This window comes from Ewingella allii (assembly GCF_044430645.1).
Taxonomy (GTDB): domain Bacteria; phylum Pseudomonadota; class Gammaproteobacteria; order Enterobacterales; family Enterobacteriaceae; genus Ewingella; species Ewingella allii.
The window spans coordinates 95,563-115,194 of the sequence record NZ_JAWUDN010000001.1 but is presented as its reverse complement, the minus strand read 5'-3'; the positions used below and the strand labels follow the sequence as shown (position 1 = coordinate 115,194).

The following is a 19,632-nucleotide window of genomic DNA, read 5'->3' as shown; positions in this document are numbered from 1 at the left end:
GAGGCAACCCGAATGCAAACGACTCATAAACGATTTTCCTCCCTGCGCCGCTCCGGTGTCTGGGGCGTCTTTATCGCCATCACCGCGTTGATGTGGTGCAGCATTGCCTGGTCCTTTGGCGGCGCGGAACAAGCCGTCGCCATTGCCCCGCCGGTGCAAAACGAAGCGCCTGCTACCACCTCGCACAGTGAAACCGCGCTGTTCGCCGGTGGCTGTTTCTGGGGTGTCGAAGGAGTATTCCAGCATGTGAAAGGCGTGACCAACGTGGTGGCGGGTTACACCGGCGGCACGGCGTTAACGGCAGATTATGAAACTGTCAGCAGTGGCAAAACCGAGCATGCCGAGTCGGTGCAGGTGACCTTCGACCCGACGCAGGTTTCCTACGGCGACCTGCTACAGGTATTTTTCTCCGTGGCGCACAACCCTACCGAGTTGAACCGCCAGGGGCCGGACAGCGGGCCGCAGTATCGCTCGGCGCTGTTCCCACTGAGCGCGTCGCAGGAGAAAGTTGCCAAGGCGTACATCGCGCAGTTAGACGCCAGCCATGCGTTTTCTAAGCCGCTGGTGACGAAAATCGAAAGCCAAAATCACTTTTATCCGGCAGAGGATTACCACCAGAACTACATGACGCTCAACCCGGACAACCCTTATATCGCCATCAACGATATGCCGAAGCTGGCCCAGTTGAAGAAACTGTTCGCCTCGCGCTATCAGGATGATCCAGTCCTGTAATGTAAGGGTTTAGCAACAATAACAAGGGCGCAGTCGGCAATTCCGGCTGCGCCCTTTTCTGTTTGGCACGTTCAGCGCAGCCTATTAACGGCTGGCAAACTGCTGGATAAGCTTCGGCAAGTCAGCCGGGGGCGGGAATTGCTCATAGCTGTGCGCAGCAGGCGTGCTGGCCCACGGCAGCTTCTCGCTGGTCCAGGTTTCCATAAAGGGTGGTAAATCGCGCAGGTCGTCGAACATCACCGTTTTGACAATCACAATGGTTTCAAAGCCGGTTGGTCGGCTGAACAGCCAACTTTTGCAATGGCCGCAGTGATAGTGATTGGACTCTCCGTGTAGGCCGCCAATCTCAGGCTCGCCGCGCGTGACCGCAAAGGCGTCGGCGGGGACTAAAGCTCCCATGGAAAACGCGCTAGAGGTCATACGCTGGCAGCCGGTGCAGTGGCAGGCGGCGGTCATGATTGGCGGGCGGGTGATGGTCAGCTCAACTTTGCCACAGCGGCAGTGCCCTTTGTGGCTAACGTTTTGTTCGGACATGGTTTTTCCTTTTCACTGCAATGCATATTCAACCTCAAGATGCTCTTAGTATTACAAACTTTTAAACATAAGCATGGACCTAAGATTAATCGTATGAGGACGATCACGCACTGCATAAAAAGAGGCTGCCGAGGCCTACTGATAACTGACCTTATTAGTACACAAGAACGCCAGATGCACGTCGTGGCCGTCATTGCTTTCGCCGGTGATGTCGTACTTACCGCCGCAGAAGTCGTGGATTTTCTTAAAGGTGTCCTGTCGGCGGCTACGCTCTAGCGGCGGCAGGATTGACGTGGTGTAACTGGCTTCGCCGGTGATGCCGCTGGCGTTCAGTGGCCGGTAAACCGACGCGCCCACTGGCTTATCAATGCTGGAACAGCCCGCCAGCAGGCAGGCGGCAATCACCAAAAGGCTGTGAGGTTTCATAATCATTCCAAATAAAGTGAGCACTCTCTAAAGAGTAGATAACGGCAGCAATCAGATTAACTTGAATTCGTCCCTTCTATCACGCTGATAGCAAAGAAAGATGTTGCGCCCCATTCCCGTCTTTTTCATTCAGTGGCAATATAGTTACAAACGGGATTATTCAAATTAACAATGAGTCCAACTATCGATGCGCACCTTGCTGTTTTTGCTCAGTGGCTACCTGCTGCTGGCACTGTTTTATCTGGTGGTTAAATTATTTTCGCGCCGCACTCCCGCCCTGAATGGCTGGGGGCTGTGGACATTTATTGTGGTGTGGCTGGGCGTGGCGCTGGCGAACATGCTGGGCGGCGTATTGCAGGCGGGCTACGGCGTGGGCGAAGAGTTACCCATTATGCTGCTGATCTTCCTGCCTCCGGCGGCGCTGGCGTTCTATCTTTGGCGTAAATCGCTGGAATAAGCCGGGCAAAATCACCTTTCCCGTCATATTGAGTGAAACGGTGAGTAATCTGACGGGTTAAGTGACTCACGTCGGCGCCATTCTCTTTATACTCATGGCTCACAGTCACGCTCTGTCGGGGAAGTCTCACCCCCGGCTTATAAAGGATTTACCCATGAAATTGACCAGCCAAAGTTTTGAGAATGGTGCCGCTATTCCCGGCCAATTTGCTTTTGCCGTACCGGATGCCGCTACTCATCTGACGCTTTCCAGCAATAAGAACCCGCATCTGGCCTGGAGCGACGTACCGGCCAACACCCAGTCATTCGCGCTGGTGTGCGTTGATCCGCACGTGCCGACCAGCCTCGACAATGTGAATCAGGAAGGCAAAGTGGTGCCCGCCTCCCTGCCGCGCGCCGACCTGTTCCACTGGGTGTTAGTCGATATTCCTGCCGACCTGCGAGACATTGCCGCAGGCAGCCACAGCGACGCCGTCACGCCAAAAGGTAAACCGGCGCTGCCCGCTGAGTCGGCAATGCGCCACGGCATTAATGGCTACACCGCGTGGTTCGGCGATGACGAAAACATGGGTGGTGACTACCACGGCTACGACGGCCCTTGCCCGCCGTGGAATGATGAAATCGTTCATGATTACGTTTTCACCCTGTACGCACTGGACATTCCACATTTGGAACTGCCAACCAAGTTCTACGGCCCGGACGCACTCGCCGCGCTGGAAGGCCACGTTCTGGCCTCCGCCAGCCTGACCGGCACTTACAGCCTGAACCCGAACGTGCGCTAAGCCTTAGGCAGGAGAGAGAATGCAGCCTTCACATCAAGAAAATAGCAGCGCTCCCCTGCCCGTTCAGTGGCCGGCTGACCACAGCCGGCTATTTTCCATGGCTCAGCCCTACTTGCAGCACCCACACCAAATCGCCGATTTTCGCTTTTTCGAGCCGTCGATCCTGCTGGTGCGTTCAGGGCAATTGACCCTGCGCCATCAGCAAAACGCTTTCCTCCAGCTGGATAACGCTGAGCATCTTGTAGTGGTTGCCCAGCACACGCTGACCCACGTCAGTAAGCGCCCCAGTGCCGAAAAAGGCTTTTTCTCTTCCCTCTATCTGGGATTTTCTCCCACCGTGATCGCCGCGTTTTACCGCGATCACTCGGCGCTGGTCGCAAGCCTTGCGCCACTAGCGGGCTTCAAAACTGTGCCACTGGATGATGAACTGCGCGACACCTTAGAGCACTGCCTGCGCGGCATCGGCAATGACGCGCAGCCGCTGCCCAGCCCCGCCGTGCAGCAGCATCGCCTGACCGGGATTCTGATTGCGCTGGCCGAGCGCGGCGTTCTGTTTATGCCGCGATCCTCAGAACCGCTGAGCAGTAAACTGACCGCGCTGATGTCCGCCGCTCCCGAATTTGCCTGGACGGCGGCCAGTGCCAGTCAGCAGTTGGCGATGAGCGAAGCCACGCTGCGACGGCGCTTGGTGGAAGAGCAAACCAGCTTCCGCACCCTGTTGCAGGACATCCGCATGCACCACGCCATGACCCTGCTGCAAACCACCCGCTGGAGCCTGTCGCAAATCGCCGATGCCTGCGGCTATCGCGCCAGTTCACGCTTTTCCCTGCGCTTTAAACAGCGTTTTGGCTGTTCACCGGCTGACATACGCTAAGACCCAAACCGATTATTTACTGCGGCCTAAAAACCGTATAAAAAAAATGGCCCCGCGCGATGCAGAGCCATAACCTTGTAAAATCAATTTCCCCAATGATTTATTTCATCAGAAGAACATTCTTGCCAGTTCTGCACCCGGATCTTCAGTGCGCATAAAGGCTTCGCCCACTAAGAAGCTGTTGACCTTGGCTTCGCGCAGGCGGATCACGTGTTCGCGGGTCGCAATGCCCGACTCGGTGACCACCATGCGGTCTGACGGCAGCTGAGTCAGCAGGCTAATGGTCGTTTCAATGGTGGTTTCGAAAGTGCGCAGATTGCGGTTATTCACACCAATCAGCGGCGTGGTCAGCTTCAGCGAACGCTCCAGCTCTTCGGCGTCGTGTACTTCCACCAGCACCGACATCCCCAGCTCGTGAGCCTGCGCTTCCAACTCCTGCATCTGAGCATCTTCCAGCGCGGAGACAATCAGCAGGATACAGTCAGCGCCCATCGCACGGGCTTCCAGCACCTGATAAGGGTCAATCATAAAGTCCTTGCGCAGCACCGGCAGGCCACAGGCGGCACGGGCTTCGGCCAGATAAGCCGCGCTGCCTTGGAAGAACTGCTCATCGGTCAGCACGGACAGGCAGGCTGCGCCGCCCTTCTCGTAAGAAGCCGCGATCTCTTTGGGAATGAAATTCGGGCGAATCAAGCCTTTCGACGGGCTGGCCTTTTTAACCTCGGCAATCACCCCCGCCACGCCCGCGTCGCGCTTATTACGCAAAGCCGCCACAAAGTCACGGTGATTTTGCTGGGCGGCCTGCTCGGTAAGCTGCGCCACGGAAACCGCTTTTTTGGCAGCGGCGACTTCTTCACGCTTCACGGCGATGATTTTGGCAAGGATGTCTGACACGGTACTCTCCAGATTCAGGTGATAGGTCTTAGAAATTCTGATTATGCGTAGGGTCGGCATCACGAATGCCTGCGCCGCAGTATATCAATCGACTGCTTGAGCGCCACTCCCCAGCTTACTGCCGATTTGTGACAAAAGTGTTCAAACTAAGCTGCTGATAAAACATTATTATTTGAATATTCTGCCCAAAAAACTCCCACACCCTTTGTTGCAGATAATTACACTGCGGTCATAAGCCGTGCGTCAGGAATGCGATAAATGAAAATCGGCAGGTTTACTCAGAAAATGAAACAATTTCGCCCCAGGTTACACTTTCTTCGCGCCGAAAAAAGGAACTAAATTTCTCACCCGCCACTAACAAAGACACTCCCCTACAGGTGCAAGAACTATGTTTTCCTCCATCGGTCAATCGAACCGAATTCAGTACACTCAGCAGATCCTTCGCGGCGGCATTCACCCCTTTATCAAAATCAGGCCGCCAGTGAATGACCCAGTTAAAATGCTGGCGATGCTGTGTAAAGACAACAAAGTCACCTACTTGGGCGATGTCCACGGCCAGTGTTTTATTCCCGAGTTAGTGGGTAGATCCGCCAAAGAGCTGAAACAGGCTGGGGTCGATTTACTGGCGATAGAGTTTGTTAAATTCAGCGACAATGCGGCGTTCCGCGAAGCACTGGCGGGCGGCAAAAACGCCATCAAAAACTTCATCTACAATGCTTGGGCACCGACGCACGGTGAGGCTTGGGTTGAGAGCATCGCCAGCGCGCTCGCTGAAGTGCATAACGCCGGGATTGCCATCGCCGGGATTGACCGCCATATGGCGGGCGGCGCGCCGAAAAACCCAATGGAAGCCATCAATTACATGAACAGGCGCTTAGCCTTGAATATTGCGTGGAACGCCGCGGCGGAGAGGGAGGAGCGTGCGATTGGCGCGTCGAAAACCTTGGTTTGGGCGGGCACTGGGCATTTCGTCAATAGCTTCGAAAACGGCCCCAAAGATATGCGCCCCGGCCCTGTGGTGGCCTTTGCCAACACGCAAGGAGGCACGGGTTGCTCACTCAATAACAAAGATGACAACAGCCACGTGCTGATCCACTATCAGCGCCAGCCACGCGCCTAAGCAGTTTGCACAATGCCGCCACGGGCGTGGCGGCACATTTGCTGCGATCAACTGCGTTTAGACGTCTTTAAAACGGCCATACAGCCCCGGATTGCTGCTGACCTTTTGATTGTACTCGCGCACTACCGACATTTTCCCCGCCAGCTGGCTGCTGCTCATGGCATCGAAAGAGGTCGGCTGATGATAACCATCGGTATACTTCAGGCTCGGATCAGCGGACAGGCTGCGCACGTCATACAGCTGTAAGCCTTGCTCCTGCAAACCTTCCGCCAGATCCTTCACCAGCGCGGGACCAATCGCCGGGAAGCCCTGCGCCATCATGCGTTGGTTGACCTCAGTGTTCGACATCGGCTGTATGTTACTCAGCGCCCACTGGGCATTCGGGTCGCCAACCTGACTGTTGAACTGCTTTTTGACCACCAGATCATTAGGGTTGATGTGCGAGTTGCGCAGCGTGGTGGCGACCGGAACGTGCGGCCAGGCATCGACCAGCGCGATGTCTTTGCTGCTTTCGCGCGGGTCACCCAGCATAACCAAAATATGGTCATTCTTATAAGAGACGTTAGACACCGGAGACTTGGCCCCGCGCGCCGCCAACAGAGTATAAGCCACGTCGGCAAACTCCTGACAGTTCCCCCCTTGCAGAGTCGCTGCCGTGCGCGCGCTGTTGTAGGTTCTGTCCAACTGCGGTGCCTGTTTGCGGAACTCCTTTTTATACTCACGGGCCAAGTGCCCACGGGCATAACTCTCCCCCTGCGAATGAACCACCGACAGCCATTGGTTGCCCGCGCCGTGTGGCAAATAACGCTGAGTCTCTTTCTGGATCTGATCAGCCAGTTGCAAGTTCTGCAAGGTTTGCGGTTTGACCTGCGTCACCGCATTACTGTACTGGCCGCGCAGCCTCAGCGACGTTTCCGGCATGGTGCCATGCACGGTAGAAGGCTGTGGCGCGACCGGTGCGCTGGACGAGGCACTCTGATTGCCATAGTTGCCATAATGGGAATAACTTCCGCCATAAGAGGGAATATTGCCGGGATTCATAATGTTAGCGCCTTAGAAATTGAATAAAAGAAGGGGTTACTGAGCGTCGGCGGTCTGGCGTGACGCATCCGTCTGCGGCTCAGGGATCTGCGCAGGGGTGGTCAGGCGCTTGTTCACCGTCTCGGCATAGTGGGCAAAACGCTCATACAGATTGATAAGCTGGTCCGCCGTCATCCCTTCCCACGGCTGGCGCGCCCACAGCACAATTTCATCACCCGCGCCGGTGGCGGCAATGATGATAGGTGGCGAAAGCAAGTTCATGATATTGACCTGCAACAGCTCCAGCAGCATGGCCTGAGCGCGTTCCTCCTCAACCGCAAAGGGCAGATTACAGCTCATGGTCAAATTTCCGGCGGGATAATCTTGCAGCGCAATGGTCAGTCCGGAGCGCATCATCAGCTCAAAAGCCTCTTCATGGCCGGTCACCGAGGGCTGACTTCCCAAATACTTAAACAGCGGAGTTAACACATCACTAAAGGTCGGTTGCATCACCCATCTCCTCTTCACAGGGTAAAAAGCCTTATCGCTGTGTGAGTAGCAATGCGTGGGGAGTTGGTTCCGTAATTTTCCAGTCAAAGGGCGGCAATGCGGTAAGCAAATATGTTGGAAGGCGGAGCCTGCGGCGCGCACTCGGAATAAGACGAATCTCTCAGATTATTTTCGACGGAAATTCCATAGTTCTAAACATCTTGGTGTTTCAATACCGAGATTTACATACTTTGATGATTCCATGACATCGCGAATTGTAAAGAAAGAGGTAGCATCTGAATCAGTGTGTTGAGGCTCATTGAGCAGAGGGAAGCTATGCGTTTCAAAGCAATATTTCTAACTACATTATTTACCATGGGCGTGGCCAACGCCGCCTTCGCCGACAGCTGCCAGAAGAACATTTTCGACGGCTACGACTGCACCTATGACAACGGCACTACCTCCACCAGCCAGAAAAATATCTTTGGCGGATTAGACACCCGTTACAGCGACGGGCGCAGTTCTAGCAGCCAAGCCAACATATTCGGTGGCCAAGATACGCGCTTTAGCGATGGCACCACGTCCAGCAGCCAGTCGAATATTTTTGGCGGGCAAGACACCCAAAACAGCGACGGCAGCAGCTCCACCAGCCAAGCCAATATCTTCGGCGGCCAAGATATCCACTACAGCGACGGCCGCTCCTCTAGCAGCCAGGAAAACATCTTTGGCGGACAGGATACGCGGAATGATTAAACCAATCCCCCAAACAACCTCCCCCGCAATGTCTCCGGCGTTGCAGGACGGGGTTTCACCCGACCTCGGGTGGTTAATTCTGGCATGACGAAGTGGACGAAATCTTCGAAACTGCCGGGGCTGATGGCGTAACCGAGGTTGAAACCGTCGACGCCGGACTGGCTTGCGAAGCTCTCTAGCTGGTCGGCAATGGAGCTTGGGCCGCCGACCAAAGTGGGATGTAATCCGCCAATACCGATGTAGCGCGCGGCTTGGCGTAGGGTCCATTGGCGACCGGCATCAATGCGCGTCAAGCTAGCGAGCGCCGAGCGGCAGGCGTCGGTTTCAATATATTCCAGCGGGCGGTCGAGGTCGTACAGTGACCAGTCGACGCCGGTCCAGGCGGAAAACAGCGCCAGCGCCGCCTCTTCGCTGATGTACTGCTGGAAATCCTCATACCGCGCCTCGGCCTGCTCATCCGTCGCGCCCGTCACCACGGTGACGGCGGCGATAAACCGCAGCGAGTTAGGGTCGCGGCCCATCTCTGTCGCCAGCGTGCGAATGGTGGCGATATCTTTGCGAATGGCCTCGGGCGTCAGCCCGGCCATAAATACCACTTCGGCATTGGCGGCGGCAAATTTGCTGCCGCGCGAAGAGGTCCCAGCCTGAAACAGTACCGGCGTGCGCTGCGGGCTAGGCTCGCTCAGATGGGCGTCCGGTACCTGATAATAGCGCCCGTGATGTTGAATCGGGTGCACCTTGGCGGGGTCGGTATAGACTCCGGCGGTTTTATCGCGCAGCACCGCGCCCTCCTCCCACGACGACTCCCACAGCTTGCGCGCCACGTCGAGAAACTCCTGAGCGCGGTCATACCTTTCATCATGAGGGAGTTGCTGATTCAGCCCCAGATTGCGCGCGGCGGAATCCAGCATGGACGTCACCACATTCCACGCCACCCGCCCCTTGGTCAGATGGTCGAGGGTGGTGAATTTCCGCGCCAGTAGGTAAGGCTGCTCATAGGTGGTGGAGACCGTGATGCCGAAACCCAAGTGGCGAGTAGCCGCACCCATCGCTGACACCAGTAGCATCGGATCATTGACCGGCATCTGCGCGGCATGGTGCAGAGCAGCGTTCGGCTGCTGCTGGTAAACGTCCAGCTGCCCGAGCGCGTCGGCGATAAACAGCGCGTCAAAGCCCGCGTCGTCCAGCAGTTTGGCGATTTCCACCCAGTAATGAATGTCAGTATAACGATGCGCCTGATCTTCAGGGTGCCGCCACAGCCCGGCGGAAATATGCCCCACCACATTCATCATAAAACCAAACAAAATAAAGGGCCGCTGACCGCTTTGATTGCTCATGGCTTGTTCCTCAATGCTTCTGGCGAGCACTGAGCGCGCCCGCCGCCAGCACCACGAAAATCAGCACGCCGGAAGCCACCTGCTGCCAGTAGAAATTCCAGCCGATCAGCAGCAGCCCGTTGGCGACAAAGCTCAGCAGGATCACCCCGAGCAGCGTGCCCGGCACGTTGGCGCGGCGCGAACTGGAGAAAGTGGTGCCGATAAACGCCGCGCCGATGGCATTCAGCAGGTAGGCATTCCCCGACAGCGGCACCCAAGCTTTAACGTTAGAAGCCAGCATCAGCCCGACCACCCCGGCAATCACCGCGCCAAGCACAAAGGCCATGGCGGTCAGGCGGCCGACGCCAATCCCCGAGTAGCGCGCGACGCTGGCCTGCGTGCCGATAAAGGTCAACGCCCGCCCGTGTCGGGTGCGATGCAGCAATAAATGCAGTACTAGCGCCAGCACCAGCACGTACCACAGCGGCAGTGGGACGCCGAGCAGCGCGCCGTGGCTGATAGCCGAGAAGCCGTCCGGCAACACCTGACTCAACAAATAGATAGGCTGGCCGCCGTTGGAAGATAACTGCTGTACGCTCTGGCCGATAAACAGCGTGCCGAGGGTGGCGATGAAAGGCTCGACGCCGAGAATAGCCACCAAAAAGGCGTTAAACAGCCCGACGCCGAGGGCCACCAGCAGCGCGGCGAACAGCGCAATTGGCAGCGCCACCTGATGCAGCACCAGCGTCACCAGCACCAGACAGGCGAAGTCGATAGAAGTGCCAATCGACAAATCCACCGCCCCCATCGAGGTGACCAGCGTCATCGCCAGCGCGGCAATCGCCAGCGGCGCGACATTATTGAGCAGCACGCTCTCAATATTGCTCAGAGTGAAAAAGCCCGGCGCGAAAAGGCTGAAAAAAAGTAGCAGCGCGGTAAACGTCAGAATCAATAAGGTGCGCAGCAGGTTGCCGCGCCCTTTGCCGGTGGCGGAATTGGCGACAGGTGCAGATAGCTCAGACACGGACTTTTCTCCTCTGCTGGCGCTGGCGCAGTACAGCGGTCAGCGACACTACCAGCAGGATCAGCAAACCCTCGACCCCGTTTATCCAGTAGCTTGAAATGTTGATTAACTGAAAACCGTTGGCAATCAGGCTAAGAAACAGCGCGCTCACCAGCGTCCCGCCGACGGTCGGCACCAAGCGCCGTGAGAACACCACGCCGAGCAGCGCCGAGGCGATCACCATCAATAAGCTGTCATTGGCCCCCGGCGAACTGCCGCTGAGTAAAGTCACCGACGCCAGAGAAGCAATCCCCGCCGCCAGCCCGCAAAGCACGTAACTCGCCGCCACATAACGCGATACCGACAGCCCCTGCGCCCGCGCGGCAATCGGGTGGCTGCCCACAGCCTGTAGCCGCAGGCCAAATGAGGTGAAGTGCGCCAGCACAATGAAGACCAGCGCTACCCCGGCGAAAATCCACGCCAGCCACGGCAGCGCCAGCGGCCCCGCGCCAATTAAGGTGTCAAACAGCGGGCCGCTGACCGGCACCGTGGCGTTCTCGGTCAGCACCATTTCCAGTCCGATGGCGATATTCATGGTGGTCAGCGTGGCCAGCAGCGGCAGGATGCGCAGCCAGACCACCGCCAGCGCGTTAAGTAGCCCCAGCGCACCGCCGCTGAGCAAGGCCAATAGGATGGCGGAAGCGATGGGCGCGCCGTGACTCAGCTGGGTGGCGAACACCGCGCCGCTCAGCCCCATGTTGGCCGCCACCGACAGGTCAATGCCGCCGGTCAGCGAGTGGCTACCGCCGCCGCTCAGTACCAGCGTCAGCCCGAAGGCCAGCGTGCCGGTGACCACTGTCTGTTGCAGCACGTTGCCCAGATTGCCCGCCGTGAGGAAGATCGGCGACAGAAACACAAACACCGCCAGCACGGCGATGATAATCAGCAGCGCGCCTCCCTGTAGCCAGTGGGCGCTGCGCTCGGATTTCGGCGCGGGCGGCGCGGCATCGGCCACTGTCTCGCGCGACGTTAATTCACTCATGTCACCTCTCCTTCAGAGGCCAAAACTGCGTCTTTCTGCACCGCGCCAGAGGCCCAGGCGAGAATTTCATGGTGGTCGGTGTCGGCCCCTTGCAAGGATTTCACCAGCCTGCCGCGCGCCATCACCAGCACCCGGTCGCACAGCGATTGCAGCTCCAGCAGGTCGGTGGAGAAAATCACCACCAGCGCCCCTTTGGCCGCCAGCCGTTGCAGCGCCTGATAGATTTCCGCTTTCGCGCCGATATCCACCCCCACCGTCGGCTCATCCAGCAAGTAGACCTGCGCGTCGGTATTCAGCCACTTGGCCAGCACCACCTTTTGCTGATTGCCGCCCGACAGAGAACGCAGCGGCGCTTCTGGCCCCGGCGTGCGAATGCCTAAATCGGCAATATTGGTCGCCACCAGTTTTTGCTCGCGGGCGCGGTCGACAAACAGCCCTTTGACCAGCGAGCCAAGGCTGGTCAGGGCGATGTTCTCCCGCACGCTGAGTTCCGGGGCGATGCCGTTGGCGCGGCGATCCTCCGGCACAAAGGCAATGCCGCGTTTAACCGCGTCGCGTGGCGAACGGGGTAAAAAGGCCTCTCCCGCCAGCTCAAGCCTGCCGCTAATTCCGCTCTCCAGCCCAAACAGCGAGCGCACCAGCGCCTTGCCGCCGGAGCCTAGCAGGCCGGTGACGCCGAGAATTTCTCCACGATGCGCCGCAAAGCTCACCGCCGAAAAACGCCCTGCCGCCGCCAGATTGCTCACCTTGAGCAGCACCTCGTCGCGGCGATGCGCCTGCCGCTCGACCAGCGATTTTTGCTCGTCGCCCAGCATGTCGGTGATCAGCCGCTGGGTGGTCACTTGGCTGACATCGTGACGCGCCACATCCTGCCCGTCGCGCAGCACGGTCACGCGCTGGCACAGCTCGCTGATTTCATCGAGATAGTGCGAGACGTAGAGAATGGCCAACCCGCGCTGGCGCAGGGCTTTGATAGCGCGAAACAGCGACGCCACCTCATGGCGGGCCAGCGCGGCGGTTGGCTCATCGAACACCAGAATGCGCGGCGAGTGGCGCAGCGCACGGGTGATCTGCACCACCTGCTGCTCCGCCACGCTGAGGTCGCTAATCAGGCTGTCGGGGTTAATGTGCAGGCCGAAGTGCTGCTCGATAGCGTCGCGGGCGATGCGCCGCAGGCGACGGCGGTTGACCAGCGGCAAGCCGCGAAACGCCGTTTCCTCCCCCAATAGCAGGGCTTCGGCGACGGTTAAGGTTGGCGCGAGCAGGCGCTCCTGATGAACAATTTCAATGCCGTGAGCCTGCGCCACGCGGGGGGAATCTATCCCCACCACCTGCCCGGAGAGTGAAATCTGCCCTTGGTCGGCGCGATGCAGGCCACCCAAGATCTTAATCAGCGTCGACTTGCCCGCACCGTTGTGACCAATCAGGCCGTGGATCTCCCCCGAGCGCAGCTCGAGGGAGACGTCACGCAGTGCCGGTACGCCGTCAAACGCCTTGCTGATGTGATTCAGCGCCAGCAGTGGCGACTCATTTTGCATCGGTCTGGCCCAAGGTTTTCTGCGCCTCGGCGGCGTTTTCTTTGGTCACCACCAACGCAGGCACGTAGGTGGCTGGCGGCAATGAGGTGTCACCCGCCAGATAGCGCGCGGCGTTCTGCACCGCCGTTTTACCAATCAGGTAAGGCTGCTGCGCGACCACGGCGGCGGCGCTGGATTTCGGATCTTTCACCAGCGAAACTACGTCCGGGCTGCCGTCCACGGCGTAAGTTTTGATTTCAGAGCGCCCTGCGGCGTCTACCGCCTGCGTCGCGCCAATCTGCGGCACGTCCCACGCCGCCCAAATCGCCTGCACCGAGCCTTTCGGGTATTTGTTCAGCAGCTGGCTGATTTGCGCGTAGGCGTCCTGCACGGTATTGGGGATCACGTCGCGCAGTTCCGGCTCGATGATTTTGATTTTCGGATACCATTTCAGCACGGCTTTCAGCTGGTCATAGCGCATCGCCACCACCGGCACGCCGTAGAAGCCGTTGAACACCAGAATGTTGCCTTCGCCGCGCAGGTCGTTCACCAGCTTCAGCGCCAGCTGTTCGCCGATGTAGAAGTTGTCCGAGGTGGTGACGTTGATGCTCGACGGACTGGCGGTGTCCACGGTAAACAGCGGGATCCCGGCGGCGCGGATCTTCTTCAGCCACGGCTCAAGCACGGAAGCCGTGCCCAACGTTTCGATAATGGCGTCCGGCTTTTGGGCGATCAGCGTTTGAATTTGTGAGATTTGCTGGGCTTCTTTGCGGCCGCCGTCCAGCGCAATAGGAATACCGCCGAGGCGTTTGACTTCATCCACCTGCCCTTGATAAGCCTTTAAATCCCAGTAGTGGTCGGTGCCCGCCACGGTAATGCCGATACGCTTGCCTTTCAGCGACGGCACGTCTTGATCATCGGCATGGGCCGGGAGCGTCAGCAGCAGCATGGCGCTGGCGACCAGCGCCGCAGAGGTTTTCAACCCGTGTTGCAGCCACGATTTTTTATTGGTTTTTTGTTTTGCCATCATCTTGATTAACCCTGATTGGTGTTGTTGTTTTAAAAGTCGGCAGGTATTGGCCCGCCGACATTGCTAGAAAAAGTGCTGATCACTCGCCGTTGCCGATCTGCCAGATAAACGTCGGTTCGGCGCGGTTAACTTCCCAATCGCCGACGTTGCGCGTTTTGTAGATCACCGGGTTGTGCGACGAAATGGTGCGCGCGTTGCGCCAGTGGCGGTCCAGCGACTTGCTGATACGGGTGTCGGAGGCTCCCAGCGCGTTAAACAGCTCGGTCGCCGCGCGCGGCACTAATTCGGTGGCGATCACCTGCGCCTTGGCGGACTCCACCTCGGCAATGATATTGGCCTGCTTGATCAAGGCTTGGTCGCCGCTGGTGTGCAGTTCAAAGGCTTTTTGCAGCGAATAGCTGGCCTGCTGCACCGCTGCGTCGACCGCCCACGCCCAGCTGGAAAGCTGCCCCACAACCTGCAACACCTGCGCGTCGTGGCGCACCTGCTTGGCGTTGCCATGGCTATAAATACGTTTACGGCTGGCGACGGCCTGCGCCGCGTCGCGGGTAATGGCTCGGGCAATACCCGCCAGCGTCACCAGCAAGATTTGCTGGTAGTAGGCCGTCTGGTAGGTGAAGCGCTCGCTGAAGTCGTAGACGTGCGGCGCTTCCACCCTGGCCTGCTTGAAGCGAGTGCTGCCGCTGCCGGTCAGGCGTTGGCCGAAACCGTCCCAGTCGTCGTCACGCTCCACGCCGTCCTGATGGGTGTTGACCAGCACAATCACGTCGCGGGCGTTGTCCGAGCGCTGGGCGTAGACGTCAATCCAGTCGGCGTACAGCGTGCCGGTGCTGTAGAACTTCTCGCCGTTGAGCGTCCAGCCGTTCACCTCGGGGGTGACTTTGGTCAGTACTTCACCCAGCTTCAGGTTGCCGATTTCCGTCCAGCCGCTGCCCACCAGCTCGCCATCGACAAAGCGACGGAACCAGCCGCGACGCTCCTCGCTGTCGGGCTGGTTCAGCCGGTCTTCGATAAACGCGAAGTGCGCCCGCAGGGCCTGCGGCAGGTTGGAATCCGCCTCGGCCAGCTCAGTAAGCAGCAGGAACAGCTGGGGCAAGGTGGCACCTAAACCGCCGTCTGTCACCGGAATGCGCACGGTGCCGAAACCGACCTCTTTCAGCCAGCGCAGCGGCTCCTGCGGCAGCGTGCGGCTGTTTTCACGTTCAACAACCCCTTCGGCGATGCGGGCGAAAACCGGGCGGAAACGCTCCGCCAGTGCGAGGTATTCAGGGGTGGTGGATTCAGACATGGTGTTCTCCAATTTCTGGTTGTGAATCAATATCCTGACGGGTTGGCTCAAAGCGAATAACCAACAGGAAGACTATTGGCGGGTGATACGAAGATTTATAGAGGGAATAAAGTCGGAAAACAAACAACAAAAACAGCTTTTAAAATGAATAAATTCAATAAGTTATACAGAATTGACAGCAAGCGCAAAAGCCGAATTAGCCTAGGCTAATTCGTTGAAATAAGAGGGGGAAATCCCATAAATAATTCGCGTTGCAGGAAGACGGCAACCGAAGCCATCCCGATGAGCTTACATAAGTAAGTGATTCGGGTGGCTGAGAGCAGCCAACGCACCTGCAACGTGAAGTATGACGGGGATTTATTCGGCTGAAACGGGCACTAACACATCCTTCACCAGTGGGTCAGTGGTCTCTTTCAACCACTGTTGCAACCTTGGGTCGGCAAAGGCTTTTTTCAGCTTCACGATATTTTCGTCATTCAAATAAGGCGTGCCGATAACCAGCTGTGAGGCGAAGGTTTTTGGCGCGGGCGGGAACAGAATGCCTTTGTCACGCGGCACCTTACCGGCGTCGAATTCAGAGACATAGCCAATGGCGGCGTCCACCGAGTTCAACACGCGCGGCATGGTTAACAGGTCCAGCTCTTTAAAGGTGAAGTTGTGCGGGTTCTGCTTGATGTCTTTTAGCTTGGCGGTGCGCGGCTCGACCGCCGGATCCAGCCCAATCAGGCCAATGCGCTGCAACAGCCATAGCGCCTGCCCCTGATTGGCGCCGTCGTCCGGCACCACGATCAGCGCGCCGTTTGGCAGGTCAGACACCGAGCGGTAGCGATCGGAGTAGATCCCAAAGGCCCACTGGAAAATCGGCAGAGCCGAGGTCAGCTGGAACTTGTTAGCATCCACCACCTGCTTGAGCCACCACTGGTGCTGATACACCGTCGCGGCGTACTGCCCTTCCGCCACCGCGCGGTCAGACTGCACTGGGTCCTGCAAACCGACGGCCTCCAGCTTGATGCCGTAATCCGGCGCAATGTGCTCACCCACGTACTGAATAATGTGCTCTTCCCCGGCCATCGCCGGTTCAAAATGCACTTTCAGCGTGGTACCGAAGGTTACGGCGTCGCTCTTCTGCGACGCGAAGTGCCAACCCAATCCGGCAATCACCACCACGGCGATGGCGGCCACTGGCCACGGCCAGCTTTTCTTCTTTTTAATTTCAAAATCGTGCTGTGTCATGATGCGTATGATCCCTTGGAGTGTTGCAACGCGGTGACCAAACGATCACCAATAAATTGAACCAGTTGAATGGTGGCGATCAGCACCACGATGGTGGCGATCATGATGTGGTTGTCGAAACGCTGATAGCCGTACACCACCGCCAGATAGCCAATACCGCCCGCGCCGATGGTGCCGGCGATGGCCGAGTACTCGATCATTGAAATCACGTTGAGCACGATGGCCGCGACGATAGCGGGCAAGGCTTCGCTTAGCTGGGCGTGAACGATGATCTGCCAGGTTGAGCCGCCGGACACCAGTCCGACCGCCGTGACTTCCGACGGCAGTTCGCGCAGGGCGTTTTCCAGCAGGCGGGCGAAGAACGGCGTCCCCGCCACGACCATGGGGATCACCGCCGCCGGGATGCCGATGGTGGTGCCGGTCAGCCAGAAGGTGAACGGAATGATCGCCGCCATCAGCACCAGAAACGGCAGCGATCGCCCCATATTGACTATCCAGCTCAGGGTGCGGTTGATCCCCGGACGCGGAAACAGCCCACGACGCGAAGTGTTAAACAGCACAATGCCCAGCAGCCCGCCGAGGGTGACCACAAACAGCATCACGATGCCGACCATCAGCCAGGTTTCCAAATAGGCCGGAAGCATCAGCGTATGCAGCTGGCTCCACGGCGTGTCCTGACTCATTACATCCACCGCGGGCTTCATACCGCCTCCTTGAATTCGCTTTGGCTTTCAATCAGTTCGGCATTAATTCCCAGCTGGTAAAGCTGCTGAATCAGCACCTGCAAGCCGACCGGGCGCTGATTGAAGCGCACGCCAACCCGCATTCTTCCCGCCAGTCTATCCCCCACTTGCTCAACGTGCGCCGCCAGCACGTCCACCTGAATCTGGTGCTGCTGGCTGACCTGACTGATCCAGTCGGTGGCAATCGCCCGGTCGCCGTAGGTCAGCTGCAATTGCAGGTCACCGTTGGCCGCCAGCGGCTGCAACGGGAACAGCTGCTGGCCGATGCGTGAACCCGGCGTCGCCAGCAGTTCGCGCAGTGAACCCTGCTGAAGCAGCTGGCCGTCGCGAATTTCTGCCACGGCGTCAGCGGCGCGGCGCACCACGTCCATCTCGTGAGTGATCAAAATGATCGACAAACCAAACTGATCGCGCAGTTGCTTGAGCAGGGTCAGAATCGAGGTAGTGGCGTCAGGATCCAGCCCCGAAGTGGCCTCATCCGCCAGCAGCACCGAGGGTTTCAGCGCCAAGGCGCGGGCAATACCCACGCGCTGGCGCTGGCCGCCGGAGAGCTGCGACGGGTAGTAGTGCGCCTTTTCGCTCAGGCCGACGCTGTCCAGCAGTTGGCCGACGTGGCGCTTGATGTCGCCCGGCACCACGCCCAGCCACTCCAGCGGCAGCGCGATGTTTTCCCACGCGGTTTTGCGTTGCAGCAGCGCCGAGGACTGAAACACCGTGCCGATGGCGCGACGCTCGCGGCGCAGGGTTTCCCCTGACAGCCGCGACAGATCTTCGCCATTGACGCGAATGCTGCCGGAGGTCGGCTTTTCCAGCAGGCTGATGCACTTCGCCAGCGTGGACTTTCCCGCGCCGCTCGGGCCAACCACGGCGGTGATTGAGGCGTCGGGCACGGTGAGCGAAATGCCTTTCAGCACCTCAACCACCTTGCCGCCCGGCGCGCCGTACTGTTTATGCAGATTGTCGATTTCAATCATGACGCCACCTCGCCCCCGACCGGGATTTCGCGATTAGAAGTGCGACGGTAGCTGGCGCCCGGATGCGGCGCCGCCAGGCGCGGGCCTGCGCCGAACAGTTTTTCGCGCAGGGTGCCCGGCTGGTAATCCTTCTTATAAACGCCGCGCTTTTGCAGCTCGGGGATCAGCAGTTCAACCACGTCAGTGAAGCTTTCGTGAGTCACGGCGTAGGCCAGATTGAAGCCATCGACGTCGGTCTCTTCCACCCAGCTTTGTAGCTCGTCGGCCACGGTTTGCGGGCTGCCGACCAGCAGCGGGCCAAAGCCGCCAATGCCAACCCAGTCGGCCAGTGCCTGCACCGTCCACTGGCGATCGGGATCGGCGGTGGAAAAGGTTTCTACCGCCGATTGAATGGCGTTGGTGTGGATGTGCTTGAGCACCTGATCTGGCTGGTACTGGCTGAAGTCGATGCCGGTCCAGCCGGAGATCAGCGTCAGCGCGCCCTCATAGCTCACCCAACTTTTATACTCATTCCATTTGGCCTGCGCGGCTTTGTCGGTTTCGCCGACGATCACCGTTTGCAGGTTAAAGATCTTGATGCTGTAAGGGTCGCGGCCCAGCGCGGCGGCGCGCTGACGGATGTCTGCCACCAGCTTTTTCAGCAGCACTTTGGACGGCGCGGCGACAAAGACGCACTCGGCGTGTCCGGCGGCAAAGTCTTTACCCCGGCTAGACGCCCCGGCCTGATACAGCACCGGCGTGCGCTGCGGCGAAGGTTCGCACAGGTGAATGCCCGGCACCTGGAAGAAGGTGCCCTCGTGGTTAATTGGGTGGATTTTGCTCGGGTCGCTGAAAATACGGCGCTCGCGGTCGCGCAGAATCGCGCCCTCTTCCCAGCTGCCTTCCAGCAGTTTGTACACCACTTGCAGGTATTCGTCGGCGTAGTCATAACGCGCGTCGTGATCGGTTTGCGCCTTATAGCCAATGTTGCGCGCGCCGCTCTCCAGATAAGAAGTGACGATATTCCAGCCCACGCGGCCTTTGGTCAGGTGATCCAGCGTCGAAAGGCGGCGAGCAAAAGGATACGGATGCTCAAACGATAGCGAGGCGGTCAGGCCAAAACCAAGATGCTCAGTCACCAGCGCCATCGGCGTCACCAAGGCCAGCGGGTCATTGACCGGCACCTGTGTCGCATGGCGAATCGCCGCGTCATTGCTGCCGTTGTAGACGTCATACACCCCGAGCACGTCGGCGATAAACAGGCCGTCGAACTTGCCGCGCTCCAGCAAACGCGCCAGATCTGTCCAATATTCCAGATCCTTGTATTGCCATGAACGGTCGCGCGGATGGGCCCAAAGCCCCGGCGACTGGTGGCCGACACAGTTCATATCAAATGCGTTAAGGCGAATTTCACGTTGCGATGACAT

General features: G+C 58.5%; 21 protein-coding genes. 6 read left to right on the top strand and 15 right to left on the bottom strand.

The features are described 5' to 3' along the window. Positions 1 to 12 precede the first annotated feature (12 nt). Positions 13 to 732, top strand: coding sequence for a peptide-methionine (S)-S-oxide reductase MsrA (gene msrA, locus SBO83_RS00555; RefSeq protein ID WP_396130126.1), 720 nt, complete (start codon positions 13 to 15; stop codon positions 730 to 732). An 84-nt stretch (positions 733 to 816) separates the two neighbouring features. Here msrA and SBO83_RS00550 read toward each other — a convergent pair whose 3' ends face one another. Then, complete coding sequence (locus tag SBO83_RS00550) at positions 817 to 1,266, bottom strand: GFA family protein (RefSeq protein ID WP_396130125.1); 450 nt, start codon at positions 1,264 to 1,266, stop codon at positions 817 to 819. Positions 1,267 to 1,401: 135 nt separating this feature from the next. Continuing rightward, positions 1,402 to 1,692 (bottom strand): hypothetical protein, encoded by a 291-nt coding sequence (locus tag SBO83_RS00545; protein ID WP_396130124.1) that lies wholly within the window; start codon positions 1,690 to 1,692, stop codon positions 1,402 to 1,404. Between the two features lie 187 nt (positions 1,693 to 1,879). Here SBO83_RS00545 and SBO83_RS00540 point away from each other — a divergent pair, with 187 nt between their 5' ends. The 3 genes from SBO83_RS00540 (at position 1,880) to SBO83_RS00530 (ending at position 3,804) form a co-directional block, all read left to right on the top strand. Continuing rightward, positions 1,880 to 2,149 carry a hypothetical protein gene (locus SBO83_RS00540; RefSeq protein ID WP_396130122.1) on the top strand — a complete coding sequence of 90 codons (270 nt, stop codon included), beginning with the start codon at positions 1,880 to 1,882 and terminating at the stop codon, positions 2,147 to 2,149. Between the two features lie 154 nt (positions 2,150 to 2,303). Further along, the gene (locus tag SBO83_RS00535) at positions 2,304 to 2,930 is read left to right on the top strand and encodes a YbhB/YbcL family Raf kinase inhibitor-like protein (protein ID WP_396130121.1); all 627 of its coding nucleotides are present in this window, start codon (positions 2,304 to 2,306) and stop codon (positions 2,928 to 2,930) included. Positions 2,931 to 2,949: 19 nt separating this feature from the next. After that, a complete protein-coding gene (locus SBO83_RS00530) occupies positions 2,950 to 3,804 on the top strand; it encodes a helix-turn-helix domain-containing protein (protein WP_396130120.1) in 855 nt (284 codons plus the stop codon). Positions 3,805 to 3,912: 108 nt separating this feature from the next. Here the strand turns inward: SBO83_RS00530 and trpC are convergent, their stop codons facing one another. After that, entirely contained in the window at positions 3,913 to 4,698 is a 786-nt protein-coding gene (gene trpC / locus SBO83_RS00525; RefSeq protein WP_396130119.1) for an indole-3-glycerol phosphate synthase TrpC, read from the bottom strand. Between the two features lie 388 nt (positions 4,699 to 5,086). On the opposite strand from trpC, the gene SBO83_RS00520 reads away from it, so the two are divergent. After that, positions 5,087 to 5,818 (top strand): Type III secretion system effector HopBA1, encoded by a 732-nt coding sequence (locus SBO83_RS00520; RefSeq protein ID WP_396130118.1) that lies wholly within the window; start codon positions 5,087 to 5,089, stop codon positions 5,816 to 5,818. Positions 5,819 to 5,875: 57 nt separating this feature from the next. Here the strand turns inward: SBO83_RS00520 and SBO83_RS00515 are convergent, their stop codons facing one another. Both SBO83_RS00515 and SBO83_RS00510 read right to left on the bottom strand, forming a co-directional pair. Then, positions 5,876 to 6,859 carry a hypothetical protein gene (locus SBO83_RS00515; protein WP_396130117.1) on the bottom strand — a complete coding sequence of 328 codons (984 nt, stop codon included), beginning with the start codon at positions 6,857 to 6,859 and terminating at the stop codon, positions 5,876 to 5,878. A 36-nt stretch (positions 6,860 to 6,895) separates the two neighbouring features. Further along, the gene (locus tag SBO83_RS00510; protein WP_396130116.1) at positions 6,896 to 7,348 is read right to left on the bottom strand and encodes a CesT family type III secretion system chaperone; all 453 of its coding nucleotides are present in this window, start codon (positions 7,346 to 7,348) and stop codon (positions 6,896 to 6,898) included. 315 nt (positions 7,349 to 7,663) lie between these two features. Between SBO83_RS00510 and SBO83_RS00505 the strand changes: the two genes are divergently transcribed. Continuing rightward, the gene (locus tag SBO83_RS00505) at positions 7,664 to 8,080 is read left to right on the top strand and encodes a hypothetical protein (RefSeq protein WP_396130115.1); all 417 of its coding nucleotides are present in this window, start codon (positions 7,664 to 7,666) and stop codon (positions 8,078 to 8,080) included. Here SBO83_RS00505 and SBO83_RS00500 read toward each other — a convergent pair. The 10 genes from SBO83_RS00500 to SBO83_RS00455 form a co-directional block, all read right to left on the bottom strand. Then, positions 8,077 to 9,417, bottom strand: a complete 1,341-nt coding sequence (locus SBO83_RS00500) for an NtaA/DmoA family FMN-dependent monooxygenase (protein ID WP_396130114.1) — start codon at positions 9,415 to 9,417, stop codon at positions 8,077 to 8,079. The genes SBO83_RS00505 and SBO83_RS00500 overlap by 4 nt on opposite strands. A 10-nt stretch (positions 9,418 to 9,427) precedes the next feature. Next, on the bottom strand, positions 9,428 to 10,420 hold the full coding sequence (locus SBO83_RS00495; RefSeq protein ID WP_396130113.1) for an ABC transporter permease subunit: 993 nt from the start codon (positions 10,418 to 10,420) through the stop codon (positions 9,428 to 9,430). After that, positions 10,413 to 11,441 carry an ABC transporter permease subunit gene (locus SBO83_RS00490; RefSeq protein WP_396130112.1) on the bottom strand — a complete coding sequence of 343 codons (1,029 nt, stop codon included), beginning with the start codon at positions 11,439 to 11,441 and terminating at the stop codon, positions 10,413 to 10,415. Before SBO83_RS00490 ends, SBO83_RS00495 begins: the two co-directional genes overlap by 8 nt. Then, positions 11,438 to 12,979, bottom strand: coding sequence for an ATP-binding cassette domain-containing protein (locus SBO83_RS00485; RefSeq protein WP_396130111.1), 1,542 nt, complete (start codon positions 12,977 to 12,979; stop codon positions 11,438 to 11,440). The genes SBO83_RS00490 and SBO83_RS00485 overlap by 4 nt, the downstream gene beginning before the upstream one ends. Then, positions 12,969 to 13,988 carry a sugar ABC transporter substrate-binding protein gene (locus SBO83_RS00480; protein ID WP_353501187.1) on the bottom strand — a complete coding sequence of 340 codons (1,020 nt, stop codon included), beginning with the start codon at positions 13,986 to 13,988 and terminating at the stop codon, positions 12,969 to 12,971. The genes SBO83_RS00485 and SBO83_RS00480 overlap by 11 nt, the downstream gene beginning before the upstream one ends. A 79-nt stretch (positions 13,989 to 14,067) precedes the next feature. Continuing rightward, the gene (locus SBO83_RS00475; RefSeq protein ID WP_396130110.1) at positions 14,068 to 15,276 is read right to left on the bottom strand and encodes an acyl-CoA dehydrogenase family protein; all 1,209 of its coding nucleotides are present in this window, start codon (positions 15,274 to 15,276) and stop codon (positions 14,068 to 14,070) included. Between the two features lie 357 nt (positions 15,277 to 15,633). Continuing rightward, a complete protein-coding gene (locus SBO83_RS00470) occupies positions 15,634 to 16,509 on the bottom strand; it encodes a MetQ/NlpA family ABC transporter substrate-binding protein (protein ID WP_396130109.1) in 876 nt (291 codons plus the stop codon). Next, positions 16,506 to 17,213 (bottom strand): methionine ABC transporter permease, encoded by a 708-nt coding sequence (locus SBO83_RS00465; protein WP_034787998.1) that lies wholly within the window; start codon positions 17,211 to 17,213, stop codon positions 16,506 to 16,508. The genes SBO83_RS00470 and SBO83_RS00465 overlap by 4 nt, the downstream gene beginning before the upstream one ends. Further along, positions 17,210 to 18,226, bottom strand: coding sequence for an ATP-binding cassette domain-containing protein (locus SBO83_RS00460; RefSeq protein WP_396130108.1), 1,017 nt, complete (start codon positions 18,224 to 18,226; stop codon positions 17,210 to 17,212). Before SBO83_RS00460 ends, SBO83_RS00465 begins: the two co-directional genes overlap by 4 nt. After that, complete coding sequence (locus tag SBO83_RS00455) at positions 18,223 to 19,632, bottom strand: NtaA/DmoA family FMN-dependent monooxygenase (RefSeq protein WP_396130107.1); 1,410 nt, start codon at positions 19,630 to 19,632, stop codon at positions 18,223 to 18,225. The genes SBO83_RS00460 and SBO83_RS00455 overlap by 4 nt, the downstream gene beginning before the upstream one ends.

Coding starts and splice junctions, on each gene's coding strand:
- SBO83_RS00505 (WP_396130115.1), top strand. CDS start 7,664: ATGCGTTTCAAAGCAATATTTCTAACTACATTATTTACCATGGGCGTG.
- SBO83_RS00520 (WP_396130118.1), top strand. CDS start 5,087: ATGTTTTCCTCCATCGGTCAATCGAACCGAATTCAGTACACTCAGCAG.
- SBO83_RS00475 (WP_396130110.1), bottom strand. CDS start 15,276: ATGTCTGAATCCACCACCCCTGAATACCTCGCACTGGCGGAGCGTTTC.
- SBO83_RS00500 (WP_396130114.1), bottom strand. CDS start 9,417: ATGAGCAATCAAAGCGGTCAGCGGCCCTTTATTTTGTTTGGTTTTATG.
- SBO83_RS00550 (WP_396130125.1), bottom strand. CDS start 1,266: ATGTCCGAACAAAACGTTAGCCACAAAGGGCACTGCCGCTGTGGCAAA.
- SBO83_RS00490 (WP_396130112.1), bottom strand. CDS start 11,441: ATGAGTGAATTAACGTCGCGCGAGACAGTGGCCGATGCCGCGCCGCCC.
- SBO83_RS00530 (WP_396130120.1), top strand. CDS start 2,950: ATGCAGCCTTCACATCAAGAAAATAGCAGCGCTCCCCTGCCCGTTCAG.
- SBO83_RS00480 (WP_353501187.1), bottom strand. CDS start 13,988: ATGATGGCAAAACAAAAAACCAATAAAAAATCGTGGCTGCAACACGGG.
- SBO83_RS00545 (WP_396130124.1), bottom strand. CDS start 1,692: ATGAAACCTCACAGCCTTTTGGTGATTGCCGCCTGCCTGCTGGCGGGC.
- SBO83_RS00485 (WP_396130111.1), bottom strand. CDS start 12,979: ATGCAAAATGAGTCGCCACTGCTGGCGCTGAATCACATCAGCAAGGCG.
- SBO83_RS00535 (WP_396130121.1), top strand. CDS start 2,304: ATGAAATTGACCAGCCAAAGTTTTGAGAATGGTGCCGCTATTCCCGGC.
- SBO83_RS00465 (WP_034787998.1), bottom strand. CDS start 17,213: ATGAAGCCCGCGGTGGATGTAATGAGTCAGGACACGCCGTGGAGCCAG.
- SBO83_RS00540 (WP_396130122.1), top strand. CDS start 1,880: ATGCGCACCTTGCTGTTTTTGCTCAGTGGCTACCTGCTGCTGGCACTG.
- SBO83_RS00510 (WP_396130116.1), bottom strand. CDS start 7,348: ATGCAACCGACCTTTAGTGATGTGTTAACTCCGCTGTTTAAGTATTTG.
- SBO83_RS00455 (WP_396130107.1), bottom strand. CDS start 19,632: ATGTCATCGCAACGTGAAATTCGCCTTAACGCATTTGATATGAACTGT.
- SBO83_RS00460 (WP_396130108.1), bottom strand. CDS start 18,226: ATGATTGAAATCGACAATCTGCATAAACAGTACGGCGCGCCGGGCGGC.
- msrA (WP_396130126.1), top strand. CDS start 13: ATGCAAACGACTCATAAACGATTTTCCTCCCTGCGCCGCTCCGGTGTC.
- SBO83_RS00515 (WP_396130117.1), bottom strand. CDS start 6,859: ATGAATCCCGGCAATATTCCCTCTTATGGCGGAAGTTATTCCCATTAT.
- SBO83_RS00470 (WP_396130109.1), bottom strand. CDS start 16,509: ATGACACAGCACGATTTTGAAATTAAAAAGAAGAAAAGCTGGCCGTGG.